This window comes from Microbacterium sp. NPDC087591 (assembly GCF_044743625.1).
In the GTDB taxonomy this organism is placed as follows: domain Bacteria; phylum Actinomycetota; class Actinomycetes; order Actinomycetales; family Microbacteriaceae; genus Microbacterium.
In genome coordinates, this window is sequence record NZ_JBIUWU010000003.1 from 520,262 (window position 1) to 534,869 (window position 14,608).

A 14,608-nucleotide genomic window follows, 5' to 3' on the forward strand; every position below is an offset into this window, starting at 1 on the left:
CTCTCAGCCCTCGCGGGAACGGACGACCCGAGTACGCTCGTAATCGTGACTGAACGCGCTCCTCTCTCCCGCAAACTGTCCGCGATCGCCGAATCAGCGACCCTCAAGGTCGATGCCAAGGCGAAGGCCCTCAAGGCGGAGGGGAAGGACATCATCTCCTACGCCGCCGGCGAGCCGGATTTCGCGACGCCGCAGTTCATCGTGGATGCCGCCGCCGAGGCTCTCGCCGACCCGGCCAGCTACCGATACACCCCCGCTGCCGGCCTCCCCGCGCTGCGTGAGGCGATCGCCGCCAAGACGCTGCGGGACTCCGGTCTGGAGGTGTCGCCGAGCCAGGTCCTCGTGACCAACGGAGGCAAGCAGTCCGTGTACCAGGCGTTCCAGGCCGTGGTGAACCCGGGCGATGAGGTGCTGCTCCCCGCTCCGTACTGGACCACCTACCCCGAGGCGATCCGTCTGGCCGATGGCACGCCGGTCGAGGTCTTCGCCGGCGCCGACCAGGACTACAAGGTCACGGTCGAGCAGCTCGAAGCCGCCCGCACCGAGCGCACCACCGCGCTCGTCTTCGTCTCCCCCTCGAACCCGACCGGCTCGGTGTACACCGCGGAGGAGACCGCGGCCATCGGCGAATGGGCGCTCGAGCACGGCATCTGGATCATCAGCGACGAGATCTACCAGAACCTCACCTACGAGGGCGTCACGGCGACCTCGATCGTCGAAGCTGCTCCCGCCGTCGCCGGCCAGACGATCCTGGTCAACGGCGTCGCGAAGACCTACGCCATGACCGGATGGCGCGTGGGCTGGATGGTGGGGCCGGCCGATGCCATCAAGGTCGCGGGCAACCTGCAGTCGCACCTCACGAGCAACGTGAACAACGTCGCCCAGAAGGCCGCGATCGCCGCGCTCAACGGCCCGCAGACCGAGGCGGAGCAGATGCGCGAGGCATTCGACCGCCGCCGTCGGCTCATCGTCTCGGAGCTGTCGAAGATCGACGGGCTGGTCGTGCCGAACCCGCTCGGCGCCTTCTACGTGTACCCCGATGTGCAGGGTCTGCTCGGCCGCACCTGGGGCGGAGTCACACCGACCACGTCCCTCGAACTGGCCGACCTGATCCTGGAGCAGGCCGAGGTCGCCGTGGTGCCCGGTGAGGCGTTCGGCCCCAGCGGCTACATCCGCATGTCGTACGCCCTCGGCGACGACGCGCTCCTCGCGGGCGTGCAGCGCCTCCAGCGTCTGCTCTCCTGAGACGCACGGGGCTCGGTGACCACGCCGAGGCCCGCCGCACCGAAGAGACCCCCTCCTGCCGACGCGCGCAGGAGGGGGTCTCTTCGTCGTGCGCGGGCTCCCGCACCACCGGTGCTCACTCCTGCGGGTGGTAGCCGATCAGCCAGCGGATGCCGTAGCGGTCGACGAGCGTGCCGTCCCAGTCGCCCCAGGCACGTCGCTGCAGCGGGTCGATCACACGACCACCCACGGACAGATCGGCGAACCAGCCCGTGAGCGTCGACGCATCGGCGGTGCCGAGCAGCGAGAGGAACATGCCGTTCATCTGCACGGCATCGTCGTCGATGCCGGCATCCGCTCCCGACAGTTCGACGACGCCCTGCAACGTCGCGTGCCCGATCGCGTCGCTCGGGCCGTCGTGCCTGTCGAGCTGCGCGTAGTCGAACATCTGCAGCACGCCGCCGAACACGGACTGGTAATGCTGCATCGCCTCGGCCGCATTACCGGGGAAGAGGAGGTAGGGGATCAGTCCGCTCATGCGGCGAGTGTAGCCCCGACCGCCCTCAGAGCTCGACGCCGACCAGGACCGGTTCCGGCTGGAGCACCAGCCCGAACTCCGCGTGGACCCGGCTCTGGATGAAGCGCGCGAGCTCGGCGACCTCGGCCGCGGTCGCTCCCCCGCGGTTCGTGAGCGCCAGGGCGTGCTTGGTCGACACCGCAGCGCGCGAGCGCGGCAGCTTGAACCCCTTGCGGATACCGGCCTGCTCGATGAGCCAGGCGGCGCTCACCTTGACATCGGTGGGACCGCGCCGTGGCGCGGGAACCAGGCCGTCGTAGTTCGCCAGCGGGATGACGGTGATCGCGTCGAGATCGGGGGCGATGGGCCAACGCGGGCACTCCGGCGGCAGCGCGCGGGCGACGGACTCGGGCACGACCGCGTTCTGGAAGAAGGAGCCGACGCCGTGCGTATCGGGGTCGTTCTCGTCGAGCAGCATCCCCTTGGACGCGCGGGTGGCGAGGATGCTCTCGCGCACCCACTGCAGAGACACAGGAGCGTCACTGTCGAGCGCGAGAGCACGGCGGAGCTGCTCCCCGCGCACGATGCGCTCCGGCGTCACCACCAGGTCGACCGTGACGGACAGGATGACGGCACGGCGTTGCGGCTCGCTGCCGTAGTGGTGCTTGAGCACGGAGGTGCGGAATCCGAGTCCGAGTGCAGCGGCCGGAACCGTGGAGATCTCGCCCGTGGTCTCGTCGATCAGCTCGACCTCGACCAGGGTCTCCTGCACCTCCTGGCCGTAGGCGCCGATGTTCTGCACCGGAGCCGCGCCGACCGTGCCGGGGATCCCCGACATCGCCTCGAGCCCCGCGTAACCGTGGTCCACGGCGTAGGCGACGAGGTCGTCCCACCCGTGCCCCGCCTGCGCACGCAGACGGATGCGGCCGGCATGCGGAGACGGCAGCTCTTCGATCCCGGTGGTGAGGATGCGGATGACCGTGCCGTCGAAGGGCTCATCTCCGACGAAGAGGTTGGAGCCGCCGCCGAGCACGAACCACTCCTCGCCGCGTGCCCAGGTGTCACGCAGGGCCTCGACGAGTCCCGCGGTGGTCGTGGCCTCCTGCATGCGCACGGGGGCAGCCCCCGTGCGCAGCGTCGTGAGCTCGGCGAGGCGGATCGGATCGATCTCCCGCATGTCAGGCCGCGATGCGCAGCTGCGCCTTGACGAGCACGGTGGCGTCGCCGAACGTGACCTTCAGGTCGACGCGCGCGGCTTCGTCATCGACGGCTCCGACGGTCGCGGTGATGTGCACGTCAGCGCCGTCCACCGGATCGACGACGACCGGCTTGGTGAAGCGCACACCGTAATCGAGGATGCGCACACCCGGCTCGAGCGCGGCGAGCAGCACCGACGAGGCGATGCCCATCGTGAGCATGCCGTGGGCGAGGACGCCCGGCAGGCCCACCGCGGCGGCGATGTCATCGCGGTAGTGGATGGGGTTGAAGTCTCCGGATGCTCCGGCGTAGCGCACGAGCGACTCGCGGGTGAGGTGCACGGTGCGCTCGGCGAGGACGTCTCCGACGGAATACGGCATCAGCGCGTCCCCTCCTCTTCCTTGTCGTCTTCCCCGTCATCGCCCACCAACAGCACGCTGGTCGCGGTCACCACGTGAGCGCCGTCGACGTCGGTGATCTCGGCTTCGCTCGTGATGAGCGCGTTGCCGGCCATCGTGCGGATGCCGGTGACGCGCAGTTGACCGACGAGTTCATCGCCGGCCACGATCGGCCGCGAGTAGCTGAACCGCTGCTCCGCGTGGATCGTGCGGGCCAGCACGATGCCGGAGTCCGGCAGCGCGAGCAGCTGCTGCAGGGTCAGGTCCTGGATGACCATCGCGAAGGTCGGCGGCGCGACGACGTCGGCGTAGCCGGCCGCGCGGGCCGCCTCGACGTCGGTGTGCTGCGGGGCATCGGCGAAGACCGCGCGCGCGAACTCGCGCACCTTCTCACGTCCGACGAGGTACGGGGCGGTCGGCGGGAACTCCCGGCCGATCAGATCTGTGTTCACTGCCACCCCTCGATCCTACCGAGCATGGCGATCGGAAGATTCCGCGGTCAGCCCTTGCGTCGACCTCGCACTGCCTTGAGCGCCATCTGCACGGAGATCACCACGAGATATGCCGCGAAGAGAATGTTGCCGGCCGTCGGGTCGATCAGGGTCGCGATCCATGCGCCGAGAGCCGTCGTCGTGCAGGCGGAGACGCCGATGAGCACGGCTGCTCGCAGGTCGACGTTGCGGGTGCGCAGGTTGCCGATCGTGCCGGACACCGCGGTCGGGATCATCATGAGCAGCGACGTGCCCTTGGCCACCAGGTCGCTCGTGCCGAAGGCCAGCATCAGCACCGGGACGACGATCACGCCGCCGCCGACGCCGATGAGTCCGGCGAGCACGCCGGTGCCGAGCCCCACGCCGACCAGCGCGAGTCCGGTGAGCAGCGTGAGGTCGAAGGCCGCGTCGCGCGAGGGGATGACCAGGAACAACGTGATGATGACGACGACCAGGAAGCCGACGAAGCCCCAGCGCAGCGCGGTCTGGGAGATGCGCGGAAGGAGTCGGGTGCCGATCTGCGCGCCGACCACGGCGCCGGCCGCGAGGATCAGCGCGGGGATCCACGCCACAGAGCCGGAGACGGCGTAGGAGATCACGCCGACGCTGGCCGTCGGCACGATCGCGGCGAGCGAGGTGCCGGCGGCGATGCGCTGGTCGAAGTGCAGCAGCAGCACCAGCAGCGGCACGATGACGGTGCCACCACCGACGCCGAAGAGCCCAGAGAGCAGCCCGGCGAGCAGGCCGATTCCGATGAAGGCGGCGTATGCTCGCGGCCCTCGGCGCAGACCTGCCGCGACTTCGTTCACGCTGCGTTCCTCCCACGCGACGCACGACGGCCGCACCGCCGTCCAGCCTACTCCCGTGACACGAGCTTCCCGACGGCCGTGACGACCGAGACGACGACGAGGACGGCGGCGACGGCGACGAGCAGAAGACCCGATCGCGGGGGGAGCCGCGATCGGGCCTTCCGGTGTGCCTGTGCATCGTCACGCGGTGGGAGTCACGCGACAGCTGCGATCAGTTCACGAGAAGCGCGGCACGGTGGGGAATGGGGAGATGTGTGCGCCTCTCGCTCCCAGAACAGCACACCGGCTCGCGCGCGTCACGTCTCCCCCGCATGATCCCCCAGTTGCGGGGTACGCCGCGTGAGGTCGGCCCGCACGCTCGGTGCGATCTACGAACACCCTGGGACGCAGTGCCGTGATATGCGAGACTGGATCGCGACACCGGCGATGGCGCCGGCATCGACCGGATCGAAGGAGATCTGATGGTTCGCAGTACGTTCCCAGACCTGGAGATCCCCGATGTCTCCGTGTACGACTTCCTGTTCGGCGACCTCGACGACGCACGGCTGGACTCCGTCGCGCTGATCGACGGCATGAGCGGTGCGACCACGACCTATCGCCAGCTCGTGGCGCAGATCGGACTGTTCGCCGGCGCCCTCGCAGCACGGGGCATCGGCGTCGGCACACGCGTCGGCGTGCTCTGCCCCAACATCCCCGCATTCGCGACGGTCTTCCACGGCATCCTGCGCGCCGGAGCCACCGCCACCACCATCAACTCCCTCTACACCCCCGACGAGATCGCGAACCAGCTCACCGATGCCGGCGCGGAGTGGCTGATCACCGTCTCCCCTCTGCTGCCGGGAGCGACCGCCGCTGCGGCTGAGCTCGGCATCGACGCCGACCATCTGATCGTGCTCGACGGGGCCGAAGGACACCCGTCGCTCCCCGAGCTCCTGGGCGAGGGACGCGCAGCGCCGGACGTCTCCTTCGACCCGGCGACGCATCTCGCCGTCCTCCCCTATTCGTCGGGCACGACCGGCCGCCCGAAGGGGGTGATGCTCACTCACCGCAACCTGGTCGCGAACGTCACGCAGTGCCGCTCGACGATCTCGCTCGGCGATGACGACCGGGTGCTGGCCGTGCTGCCGTTCTTCCACATCTACGGCATGACGGTGCTCCTCAACTTCGCCCTGCGGCAACGCGCCGCGCTCGTCACCATGCCGAAGTTCGACCTCGTCGAGTTCCTGCGCGTGGTGGCCGAGCATCGCACCAGCTGGGTCTTCATCGCCCCGCCGATCGCGGTGGCGCTCGCGAAGCATACGCTCGTCGATCAGTACGACCTCTCGGCGATCAAGGTCATCTTCTCGGGGGCCGCCCCTCTGGACGGCACCCTCGCCTCGGCCGTCGCCACGCGCCTGGGGTGCACGGTGTGCCAGGGCTACGGCATGACCGAGACCAGCCCGGTGACCCACGCCATCCCCTACGACCGCGATGACATCGATCGCTCCTCGGTGGGACTGCTGCTCGCCGGCACGGAGGCGCGTCTGCTCGACGCGGAGACCGGCGCCGAGGTCGAGATCCCCACCGACGGGGCGAGCGAGCCGGGAGAGCTCCTCATCCGCGGACCCCAGGTGATGAGCGGATATCTGAACCGGCCGGATGCCACCGCCGAGATGCTCGACGCCGACGGATGGCTGCACACCGGAGACGTCGCCACGGTCACCCACGACGGCATCTTCCGCATCGTCGACCGGCTCAAGGAGTTGATCAAGTACAAGGGCTACCAGGTCGCCCCGGCGGTGCTGGAGGCGGTGCTGCTCGAGCATCCGTCGATCGCGGATGCGGCGGTCATCGGCGCCCTCGACGAGGACGGGCAGGAGGTGCCGAAGGCGTTCGTCGTCGTGCAGCAGAGCGCGGAGCTCGACGCCGACGCCGTGATCGCCCATGTCGCCGGGCGCGTGGCGCCGCACGAGAAGGTGCGTCAGGTCGAGTTCATCGACGCCATCCCGAAGTCGACGTCCGGCAAGATCCTGCGCAAGGACCTGCGCGCCCGCTGACGTGGGGCCGCGCACTGCCTGACGATTCACGGAGCATGTGACGATCTGCGGGCGTCTCGGCGCCGGATGCTCCGTGATCCGTCCCGACGTCCGTGAATCGTCACGGCACCCCGCTGCCGTCCGGCATCACCCCGGACATGATGAAGCCCGCCACCCCGGAAGGGCGGCGGGCTTCATCATGAGCGCGAGTGATTACTCGGACTTCTCCTCGGCGGGAGCCTCGGTGGTCTCCTCAGCAGGAGCCTCCTCCGTGGCAGCCTCGGGAGCCTCCTCGACGGGAGCCTCCTCGACGACCTCGGCCGGCTTCTCAGCCTTGGCGGTCTTCTTGGCCGACTTCGGCTTCGGGTTGACGGGCTCGAGGACGAGCTCGATCACGGCCATGGGGGCGTTGTCGCCCTTGCGGTTCCCGACCTTGGTGATACGGGTGTAGCCACCCTCGCGGTCCGCGACGAGCGGAGCGATCTCGGCGAAGAGCGTGTGCACGACGCTCTTGTCACCGATGACGGCCAGCACGCGACGACGCGCGTGCAGGTCGCCACGCTTGGCGAAGGTGATCAGACGCTCAGCGAGCGGGCGGAGGCGCTTGGCCTTCGTCTCGGTCGTCTTGATCGACTTGTGGGTGTAGAGCGCCGCTGCGAGGTTCGCAAGCATGAGGCGCTCGTGTGCGGGGCCGCCTCCGAGGCGGGGACCCTTAGTGGGCTTGGGCATAATCGTCTAGCTCCTGGTCAGAAAGGTCGGGTATCAGAAGGACTCGTCTTCGCTGCCGCCGTAGAAGTGGGCGCCGTCGAAACCGGGCACCGAATCCTTGAGCGACAGACCGAGCGAGATGAGCTTGTCGCGCACCTCGTCGACCGACTTCTGGCCGAAATTGCGGATGTTCATGAGCTGCGTCTCCGACAGGGCGACGAGCTCAGAAACGGTGTTGATGCCCTCACGCTTCAGGCAGTTGTACGAACGGACCGACAGGTCGAGGTCCTCGATCGGCATCGACAGCTCGCTGGAGTTGACTGCCTCCACCGGCGCCGGGCCGATCTCGATGCCCTCGGCCTCGACGTTCAGCTCGCGAGCGAGACCGAACAGCTCGGTCAGCGTCTTCGCAGCCGAAGCGACGGCGTCGCGGGGGCTGATCGACGACTTGGTCTCGACGTCGAGGACGAGCTTGTCGAAGTCGGTGCGCTCACCGGCACGAGTCGCCTCGACGCGGTAGCTGACCTTCAGGACGGGCGAGTAGATCGAGTCGATCGGCACCTGGCCGGCCTCGGCGTACTCGTTGCGGTTCTGCGTCGCCGAGACGTAGCCACGGCCACGCTCGATCGTCAGCTCGAGCTCGAACTTCGCGGTGTCGTTGAGCGTCGCGATGACGAGCTCGGGGTTGTGGACCTCGACACCGGCCGGAGCCGAGATGTCAGCGGCGGTCACTTCGCCCGCACCGGTCTTACGCAGGTACGCCGTGATGGGCTCGTCGCGCTCCGAGGAGACGACCAGCTGCTTGATGTTGAGGATGATCTCGGTGACATCCTCCTTCACGCCGGGGATGGTGCTGAACTCGTGCAGCACACCGTCGATGCGAACGCTGGTGACCGCGGCGCCGGGGATCGACGACAGCAGGCTGCGGCGCAGCGCGTTGCCGATCGTGTAACCGAAGCCGGGCTCCAGAGGCTCGATGATGAACCGGCTACGGTTCTCGACGATCTTTTCCTCGGTCAGTGTGGGACGCTGTGCAATAAGCACTCTGTGTTCCTTTCGATCACATGCCCGCTATATGACATGTGGTGGGTGAGGTCTTGAGTTGTGGAAGTCGATGCCCGCATGCGGGCGGAGAGCCGCTCGGCGCTTCAGTATGTCGAAGGCACGAGCGGCTCAACCAGCCGGATCAGACGCGGCGACGCTTCGGCGGGCGGCATCCGTTGTGCGCCTGCGGGGTGACGTCCTGGATCGAGCCGACCTCGAGGCCTGCGGCCTGGAGCGAACGGATCGCGGTCTCGCGGCCGGAGCCCGGACCCTTCACGAGGACGTCGACCTTCTTGACGCCGTGCTCCGCAGCCTGGCGGGCAGCGGACTCGGCAGCCATACCGGCGGCGTACGGGGTCGACTTGCGGGAGCCCTTGAAGCCCACGCCACCCGACGATGCCCACGCGATGACGGCGCCGGACGGGTCGGTGATCGAGACGATCGTGTTGTTGAACGTCGACTTGATGTGGGCCTGGCCCAGCGCGATGTTCTTCTTTTCCTTGCGGCGCGGCTTGCGCGCGGCGGCCTTGGGTGCAGCCATGAAAGTGTTCTCCTAGTCCCTGGGGCCCCGCTTAGCGGGCCTTCTTCTTGCCTGCGACGGTGCGCTTCGGGCCCTTGCGGGTACGGGCGTTGGTCTTGGTGCGCTGACCACGGACCGGGAGACCACGACGGTGGCGGATGCCCTCGTAGGAGCCGATCTCGACCTTGCGGCGGATGTCTGCGGCGACCTCGCGGCGCAGGTCACCCTCCACCTTGTAGTTGCCTTCGATGTAGTCGCGGAGGGCGATCAGCTGGTCATCGCTGAGGTCCTTCACGCGGATGCTCTCGTCGATCTCCGTTGCCTTGAGGATCTCGACCGAGCGGGTACGGCCGACGCCGTAGATGTAGGTAAGGGCGATCACCACGCGCTTATCGCGCGGGATGTCAACGCCGGCAAGACGTGCCATGCGGTTCTCCTGGGTGTTGTGGAGGTGTGGGACAGGATCGGTGCCCGGGCCTCCGCCCGAGGTGTCCCCCTTCTGAGCTCCTGAGCCTGTCGAAGGGCGCGGGAGGGAAGGGTTCTGATCCTGCCGTATGTGTATTCAGTTATGAGATGTGCGCGAGCGGTGCCGCGCAGCGCAGGTGCTTAGCCCTGGCGCTGCTTGTGACGCGGGTTGCTCTTGCAGATCACCATGACGCGGCCGTGACGGCGGATCACCTTGCAGTGATCGCAGATGGGCTTGACGCTGGGGTTGACCTTCATGATGTTTCCTGTTCGCTGTCTTCGTACCGCCCCGATGCCGAGGCAGGCCGTTACTTCTCGACCGGTCAGCGGTAGCGGTAGACGATACGGCCGCGGGTGAGGTCGTAGGGGCTGAGCTCCACGACCACGCGGTCCTCGGGGATGATACGGATGTAGTTCTGCCGCATCTTGCCGGAGATCGTTGCCAGGACCTTGTGTCCGTTGCTGAGCTCAACGCGGAACATCGCGTTGGGCAGTGCTTCGGAGATCACGCCCTCGATCTCGATGACACCGTCTTTCTTAGCCATAGCCTCGCTGACGCTTCTGCAGACCGGTCGATCTGCGGTGGGTGATTGGATTGTGGTGCTGCACCGCCGGACACGCCGAATCAAGGCACAAAGCACCAAAGATCTATGTTAGACGACGACGAGGGCTTCGGCAACTTGATCCGTCACCGAAGCCCTCGTCTTCGCGTTACTGCATACGCTGCCCGTCAGCGAATCGGCTGTGCGTCGGTGACCCACGTCACATCGCACGCCTGGAAGTTGAAGCTCACCGGCCCGCTAAGCGTCTTGTAGTTCCACTTTTTGGATGGCCAGCACTGCCACATGACCTGAAACTTGCTGTTGGTGCAGGTGCCGAGGATGTTCTTGCCACTCCATGTGAATGACGAGCAGGTCGCGAGACCTGCGGCTTGGGCGGGAGCGGCCACCCCGATCGGCACCAACAGCCCCAGCGCTAGGGCGGCGGCCGCGCCTACCCCCGACAGTCGCCGAGTTGCATTCCTGCGTCGCGTTTTGGGCGTGCGGTCTCCGGCACTCGCTGAAACATCCATAATGCATCCTCCAGTTCGGTTACTACATTGAGGACAACCTAGGGGAAGGACGCGGATCTTTCCATGTGCTTCGACGGTTCGGTTGAGTCCTCTCGACCGGGTATCGAGCCGCGCGGGCAGCCTGCGCCTTCGATCTTGCCGACTCAAAGCCAGTTGAGATGCGCTGTACGTGGCGTCACGACCTCGCCTCTGGCACGAGAACCGATATCGACTATCCAGGTCGGTGAATGCCTTGAGGTCGGCAGCGTCCTGGAGGTTCAGTCACTTACCGTTCGCCTCGACCGTCGCGGTTCCCGAAATCCCGTGACTCTGCGCCTGCACGCCTGGCCAGACCTCTTGTAGGCCGAGTCGATAACGCAAGAGCCAGACTCGGGGGCGATGACTCGAGTGGCGAACGGTGCGAGTCTGATCGTGACGTGCCGGAACCGCAGAAACGAGGCACAAAGCACCAAAGACGCTCCGGAGCCATCCGGCAACGTGAGAGCCGGGGATCCGCGGGTCAGCCGATGAGATCGGTGAGCTTCTTCAGATCCGCGGAGTCCTGGAGATTCAGTCGCGTGCCGTTGATGTCCACCGTCGGCGTGCCCTGGATGTCGTGCGACTTGGCCTGAGCGACACCGAACTTACGGTACGTCTCGTCGCTGATGCACGAGACCGCATCGTCCGCGCCCACCTGCGTCGCGAACGCCGCGAGTTCGTCGTTGGTCAGACCCGAGGAGTTCTCCGCAGGCTGGTTGTCGAACAGCGTCTTGGCGAAGTCGAGGTACAGATCCGGGTTCGACTCCGCGACACAGACAGCGGCGCCGGCCGAGCGCGACGAGTAATCGGTCCCCTGCGAGAAGCGGTCGAGGATGGCGATCGGGTGGTACTCAAGAGTGATGCGGCCATCCGCGGCTGCGGCTTCGAGCTGCGGACCGAACTGGTCCTCGAAGCTCTTGCACACCGGGCACTGGAAGTCGACGAACACGGCCACGGTGTCTTCGCCGTCGCCGAAGGAGATCGCTCCGGTCTCGGCGTCGAACGCCTCGTTGCTGCTGGGGGCGGCGCCCGGAGCCGTGGCCTGGTTGTTCAGGAACACCACGAGTCCACCCAGGACCACCAGAATCACGACCACGGCGGCGGAGACGCCGATCGCGAACCAGTTGGTGTTGCTCTTCGCCGCTGCCATTGTGTTCCGTTTCTCTCGGTATCGCCGCACCTCATGCAGGCGCATGTACCTTTGGATTTTGCCGTATCAGCCTATGCGGTTCGTGTGAGGGATATGCGGTTCGTGTGATGGATGTGCAGCGGATCAGGCGACGGGTACCGGCACGATGCCGAACGGCGCGAGACCGGCGGCACCGCCATCCGCCGCCGTGAGCACCCAGATCCCGCCCGCGTGACGGGCGACGCTGTGCTCCCAGTGTGAACCATCGCTGCCGTCGACGGTCGTGACGGTCCAGTCGTCGTCCTCGATGTAGGTCGCCTCGCCGCCCGCGGTCACCATGGGCTCGATCGCCAGGACGAGCCCGTCCTTGATCTCGGGGCCGGGATCCGGCGTGCGGTAGTTGAAGACGCTCGGCGCCTCGTGCATCTTGCGCCCGATGCCATGGCCGACGTACTCGCGGAGGATGCCGTAGGTCTCCCCCGACACGGCCGACGGCCCCTGAGCCTCGATGTACTCCTGGATGGCCGTGCCGATCTCGCCGATGTGCGACGCCGTGGCCATGGCCGCGACACCGGCCCAGAGCGAGCCCTCCGTGACACGCGAGAGCTCCTCGCGCCGGGCGACGAGTTCAGGACGCTCGGGGTCGGGAACGACGAAGGTGACGGCGCTGTCGCCGTTCCACCCCTCGAACTGCGCACCGCAGTCGACGGACACGATGTCGCCCGGCTGCAGCACGAGCTCACCGGGGATGCCGTGCACGACCTGCGCGTTCACCGACACGCAGATGGTGTGGTGGTAGCCGCGCACGAGCTGGAAGTTGGACTCCCCTCCGCGCTCGACGATCACACGGTTGGCGGCCTCATCGAGCTCGAGGGTCGTGATACCGGGCCGGATCAGCGGACGCACCGCGTCCAGCGCAGCCGCGGTGATGAGACCGGGCTCGACCATCGCGCGCAGCTGAGCCGGGGTCTTGTAGATCGACCGGCGGAACATCCCCCGGCCCTCAGGCCGCGAGACGCAGACCGCGAGCGGTCAGCGCAGCGAAGACGCGGGACGTGATCTCCTCGAGCGAACCGACGCCATCGATCCGGTCGACGATGCCCTTGGCGCCGTAGACCTCGATGATCGGAGCCGTCTCGCGCTCGTAGATGTCCAGGCGGTGACCGATGGCCTCGGGGGTGTCATCCGAACGCCCCTGCTCCGTCGCACGCAGCGTGAGCCGGGACAGGCTCTCCTCACGCGGCACGTCGAGCAGGATCACGGCGTCGAGCGCCTCGCCGCGCTCGGCCAGGAACGCCTCGAGGTGCGCGACCTGCGCCGTGTTGCGCGGGTAGCCGTCGAGCAGGAAGCCGTTCGCGGCGTCCTCCTGCGACAGGCGGTCGCGCACGATCTCGCTGGTCAGCTCGTCCGGCACCAGATCGCCCTTGTCGAGGATCGCCGTGACCTGCTGGCCGAGCGGCGTCCCCTCCTTGATGTTCGCGCGGAAGATGTCTCCCGTCGACACAACAGGGATGCCATACGACTCGGCGATGCGCACACCCTGCGTGCCCTTGCCGGAGCCCTGGGGGCCGACGATCAGGAGGCGTGCGGATGCTGTCATCGAAGAAGCCCTTCGTAGTGGCGCTGCTGCAGCTGCGCGTCGATCTGCTTGACCGTCTCGAGACCCACACCCACGATGATCAGGATCGAGGCGCCACCGAACGGGAAGTTCTGGTTGGCGCCGACGGTGGCCAGAGCGATGAGCGGAATCAGCGCGATGAGACCCAGGTAGATGGAACCGGGGAGCGTGATGCGCGTGAGCACGTAGTCGAGGTACTCGGCGGTCGGGCGTCCGGCACGGATGCCCGGGATGAAGCCGCCGTACTTCTTCATGTTGTCGGCGACCTCGACCGGGTTGAACGTGATCGCGACGTAGAAGTACGTGAAGCCGATGATGAGCAGGAAGTACACGGCCATGTAGACCGGGTGGTTGCCCGTGGTGAAGTTCGCGCTGATCCAGGAGACCCATGCCGGCGGAGTCGATCCGTCCTGCGGGGTGTTGAACTGCGCGATCAGCGCCGGGATGTACAGCAGCGACGAGGCGAAGATCACGGGGATCACACCCGCCATGTTCACCTTGATCGGGATGTAGGTGTTCGTCCCGCCGTAGGTGCGGCGTCCGACCATCCGCTTGGCGTACTGCACCGGGATGCGTCGCTGGGACTGCTCGACGAAGACGACGAGGCCCATCACGATGATGCCGACCAGGAGTACGAGGAGGAAGACCTCGAAGCCCTTGCTCTCCCAGATCATCCACATGGCGCCGGGGAACGTCGCGGAGATCGAGGTGAAGATCAGGAGGGACATGCCGTTGCCGATGCCGCGCTCGGTGACGAGCTCCGCGAACCACATGATGAGACCGGTACCGGCCGTCATCGCCATGATGATGAGCAGCTGCGCCCACCACACGTCGTTCGTCAGCAGGTTCTGGCAGGCAGCGACATCCGTCGTTCCGAACAGCTGACCGCTGCGGGCCACCGTGATCAGCGTCGTCGACTGCAGAAGCGCGAGGGCGATCGTGAGGTACCGCGTGTACTGGGTCAGGCGGGCCTGACCGGCCTGGCCCTCCTTGTGCAGCGCCTCGAAGTGCGGGATGACGACGCGCAGCAGCTGCGTGATGATCGTCGCGGTGATGTACGGCATGACGCCGAGCGCGAAGATCGACAGCTGCAGGAGCGCACCGCCGGAGAAGAGATTGACCAGGCCGAGCAGTCCGTCGGTGCCCGCGTTCTCCGCGAGGCACTCCTCGACGTTCGGGAAATGCACGAACGGAGCCGGGACGTTGGAGCCGAGGCGATAGATGGCGACGATCGCCAGAGTGAAACCGATCTTCCGACGCAGGTCGGGCGTGCGGAAGATCCGCGCGATGGCGCTAAACAAGGACGTTCCTCCTGAAAGGGTTGCCGAATCCCGAAGGGCGGCTGAAAGACCAGGGTAACCTACCCGGACGAGCCGGAGAGAC

General features: G+C 67.0%; 18 protein-coding genes. 2 read left to right on the forward strand and 16 right to left on the reverse strand.

The genetic code is table 11. From position 1 onward, the window contains the following. Nucleotides 1-45: 45 nt before the first annotated feature. Nucleotides 46-1,245, forward strand: a complete 1,200-nt coding sequence (locus tag ACIOVG_RS17000; RefSeq protein WP_400876065.1) for a pyridoxal phosphate-dependent aminotransferase — start codon at nucleotides 46-48, stop codon at nucleotides 1,243-1,245. A gap of 115 nt (nucleotides 1,246-1,360) precedes the next feature. On the opposite strand, the gene ACIOVG_RS17005 is transcribed toward ACIOVG_RS17000, so the two are convergent. From ACIOVG_RS17005 to ACIOVG_RS17025, 5 genes are read right to left on the reverse strand one after another with little or no spacing between them, the layout of a single operon-like run. Beyond that, complete coding sequence (locus tag ACIOVG_RS17005) at nucleotides 1,361-1,762, reverse strand: VOC family protein (protein WP_400876068.1); 402 nt, start codon at nucleotides 1,760-1,762, stop codon at nucleotides 1,361-1,363. Nucleotides 1,763-1,787: 25 nt separating this feature from the next. Beyond that, nucleotides 1,788-2,918, reverse strand: a complete 1,131-nt coding sequence (locus tag ACIOVG_RS17010) for a UDP-N-acetylmuramate dehydrogenase (RefSeq protein WP_400876071.1) — start codon at nucleotides 2,916-2,918, stop codon at nucleotides 1,788-1,790. Nucleotide 2,919: 1 nt separating this feature from the next. Beyond that, nucleotides 2,920-3,318 (reverse strand): MaoC/PaaZ C-terminal domain-containing protein, encoded by a 399-nt coding sequence (locus tag ACIOVG_RS17015; protein WP_400876074.1) that lies wholly within the window; start codon nucleotides 3,316-3,318, stop codon nucleotides 2,920-2,922. Beyond that, a complete protein-coding gene (locus ACIOVG_RS17020) occupies nucleotides 3,318-3,794 on the reverse strand; it encodes a MaoC family dehydratase N-terminal domain-containing protein (protein ID WP_400876076.1) in 477 nt (158 codons plus the stop codon). The genes ACIOVG_RS17015 and ACIOVG_RS17020 overlap by 1 nt, the downstream gene beginning before the upstream one ends. Before the next feature lie 41 nt (nucleotides 3,795-3,835). Next, nucleotides 3,836-4,636 (reverse strand): sulfite exporter TauE/SafE family protein, encoded by an 801-nt coding sequence (locus ACIOVG_RS17025; RefSeq protein ID WP_400876079.1) that lies wholly within the window; start codon nucleotides 4,634-4,636, stop codon nucleotides 3,836-3,838. Between the two features lie 461 nt (nucleotides 4,637-5,097). Between ACIOVG_RS17025 and ACIOVG_RS17030 the strand changes: the two genes are divergently transcribed. Beyond that, entirely contained in the window at nucleotides 5,098-6,672 is a 1,575-nt protein-coding gene (locus ACIOVG_RS17030) for an AMP-binding protein (protein ID WP_400876081.1), read from the forward strand. A gap of 192 nt (nucleotides 6,673-6,864) precedes the next feature. On the opposite strand, the gene rplQ is transcribed toward ACIOVG_RS17030, so the two are convergent. The 11 genes from rplQ to secY all read right to left on the reverse strand — a co-directional run bounded on the left by rplQ (nucleotide 6,865) and on the right by secY (nucleotide 14,526). Next, entirely contained in the window at nucleotides 6,865-7,380 is a 516-nt protein-coding gene (rplQ, locus tag ACIOVG_RS17035) for a 50S ribosomal protein L17 (protein WP_400876083.1), read from the reverse strand. A 33-nt stretch (nucleotides 7,381-7,413) separates the two neighbouring features. Then, nucleotides 7,414-8,403: a DNA-directed RNA polymerase subunit alpha gene (locus ACIOVG_RS17040; protein WP_141870974.1), complete on the reverse strand. Its 990-nt coding sequence runs from the start codon at nucleotides 8,401-8,403 to the stop codon at nucleotides 7,414-7,416. Between the two features lie 142 nt (nucleotides 8,404-8,545). Then, on the reverse strand, nucleotides 8,546-8,944 hold the full coding sequence (rpsK, locus tag ACIOVG_RS17045) for a 30S ribosomal protein S11 (protein ID WP_017829189.1): 399 nt from the start codon (nucleotides 8,942-8,944) through the stop codon (nucleotides 8,546-8,548). 31 nt (nucleotides 8,945-8,975) lie between these two features. Further along, nucleotides 8,976-9,350, reverse strand: coding sequence for a 30S ribosomal protein S13 (rpsM, locus tag ACIOVG_RS17050; protein ID WP_047524098.1), 375 nt, complete (start codon nucleotides 9,348-9,350; stop codon nucleotides 8,976-8,978). A 179-nt stretch (nucleotides 9,351-9,529) separates the two neighbouring features. Continuing rightward, entirely contained in the window at nucleotides 9,530-9,646 is a 117-nt protein-coding gene (rpmJ, locus tag ACIOVG_RS17055) for a 50S ribosomal protein L36 (RefSeq protein ID WP_005050492.1), read from the reverse strand. A gap of 65 nt (nucleotides 9,647-9,711) precedes the next feature. Continuing rightward, entirely contained in the window at nucleotides 9,712-9,933 is a 222-nt protein-coding gene (infA, locus tag ACIOVG_RS17060; RefSeq protein ID WP_017201569.1) for a translation initiation factor IF-1, read from the reverse strand. A 185-nt stretch (nucleotides 9,934-10,118) separates the two neighbouring features. Continuing rightward, nucleotides 10,119-10,460: a hypothetical protein gene (locus ACIOVG_RS17065; protein ID WP_400876088.1), complete on the reverse strand. Its 342-nt coding sequence runs from the start codon at nucleotides 10,458-10,460 to the stop codon at nucleotides 10,119-10,121. A 499-nt stretch (nucleotides 10,461-10,959) separates the two neighbouring features. Continuing rightward, nucleotides 10,960-11,628, reverse strand: a complete 669-nt coding sequence (locus tag ACIOVG_RS17070) for a DsbA family protein (RefSeq protein WP_400876090.1) — start codon at nucleotides 11,626-11,628, stop codon at nucleotides 10,960-10,962. A gap of 123 nt (nucleotides 11,629-11,751) precedes the next feature. Further along, the gene (map, locus tag ACIOVG_RS17075; RefSeq protein ID WP_400876093.1) at nucleotides 11,752-12,600 is read right to left on the reverse strand and encodes a type I methionyl aminopeptidase; all 849 of its coding nucleotides are present in this window, start codon (nucleotides 12,598-12,600) and stop codon (nucleotides 11,752-11,754) included. A 10-nt stretch (nucleotides 12,601-12,610) separates the two neighbouring features. Next, nucleotides 12,611-13,207 carry an adenylate kinase gene (locus tag ACIOVG_RS17080; RefSeq protein ID WP_363555336.1) on the reverse strand — a complete coding sequence of 199 codons (597 nt, stop codon included), beginning with the start codon at nucleotides 13,205-13,207 and terminating at the stop codon, nucleotides 12,611-12,613. Next, complete coding sequence (secY, locus tag ACIOVG_RS17085) at nucleotides 13,204-14,526, reverse strand: preprotein translocase subunit SecY (RefSeq protein WP_141870970.1); 1,323 nt, start codon at nucleotides 14,524-14,526, stop codon at nucleotides 13,204-13,206. The genes ACIOVG_RS17080 and secY overlap by 4 nt, the downstream gene beginning before the upstream one ends. Nucleotides 14,527-14,608 lie beyond the last annotated feature (82 nt).